The sequence below is a fragment of the Aerococcus sp. L_32 genome (assembly GCF_050689315.1).
The window spans coordinates 1-970 of record NZ_JBOEQF010000674.1 but is presented as its reverse complement, the minus strand read 5'-3'; the positions used below and the strand labels follow the sequence as shown (position 1 = coordinate 970).

Below are 970 nucleotides of genomic sequence, written 5' to 3'. Positions count from 1 at the left end.
CCAATTCAAATCGAAATCATAATCTTTTTTTGTTGTGATTTATTAAAAATTGCAAACAATTTAAGATTTCATATGTGAAATTCAACAAACTTTCCCTGCAATTAAGGTAAAAAAAGGCCGAGACTAAAGATCTCGGCTTATTCGCTTGCTAGCGTATAGGTAGCACATATATTATGAATTTGTTGAGATGAAGTAGATTAAGGTTTGCAGTTCGTTCGTGAAGTCTACATCTTGCACCCGGATACTATCCGGTACATCTAATCTCACTGGCGTAAAGTTCAAGATGCCTTTGATACCTGCTTGTTCTAACGATGGTATCATATTTTGAGCAACTGCTTCAGGTACCGAGAGGATGACCACTTCTATATCCATTAATTTTAATTGTTGCGTCAAATCCTTCATATCATAAACAGGCACACCATTGTGGACCGTACCAATGATATCCTGATTGATATCAAAAGCAGCACCAATCCGTATGTTGTTTGACTTTTTAAAGTTATAGTTCAATAAGGCATTACCAAGATTACCTACACCAACTAATGCAACTGTTGTTAAACGATCTTGGCTTAGTGTCTTACCAAAGAAGTCTAATAAAGCATCAATATCATAGCCATACCCTCGTTTACCTAAGGCACCAAAGTATGAAAAGTCACGTCTAATCGTTGCACTTTCAACTTTCACTGCTTCACTTAATTCTGTAGAAGAAACACGTGTTTTCCCCATATTTTTAAATACACGTAGGTAACGGTGGTAGAGCGGTAATCTTTTGGCGGTTGCTTTGGGTATTTTACGCATGTTCAGTCCTCTTTCTAATTTAGAAAATAATTTCTTAAACAGTATAACAAGTTTGTGAAAATAACACAAGGGTGTTTCATTCTTGATTTTTAGTATATGTTAAATAATGCAATTTTTTATAAAATGTTTCCAGTGATTACTCAAATTTTTTTGTGGTAAAATAATAAGACTATCT

1 protein-coding gene is annotated in these 970 nt (G+C 34.3%); it reads right to left on the bottom strand.

The genetic code is table 11. From position 1 onward, the window contains the following. Positions 1–171 precede the first annotated feature (171 nt). Positions 172–795, bottom strand: coding sequence for a redox-sensing transcriptional repressor Rex (locus tag ACRCJ0_RS15625; protein WP_016898000.1), 624 nt, complete (start codon positions 793–795; stop codon positions 172–174). Positions 796–970 lie beyond the last annotated feature (175 nt).

Bases quoted from the DNA above. Each gene is read 5' to 3' on its own strand.
- ACRCJ0_RS15625 (WP_016898000.1), bottom strand. From the start codon at position 795: ATGCGTAAAATACCCAAAGCAACCGCCAAAAGATTACCGCTCTACCAC.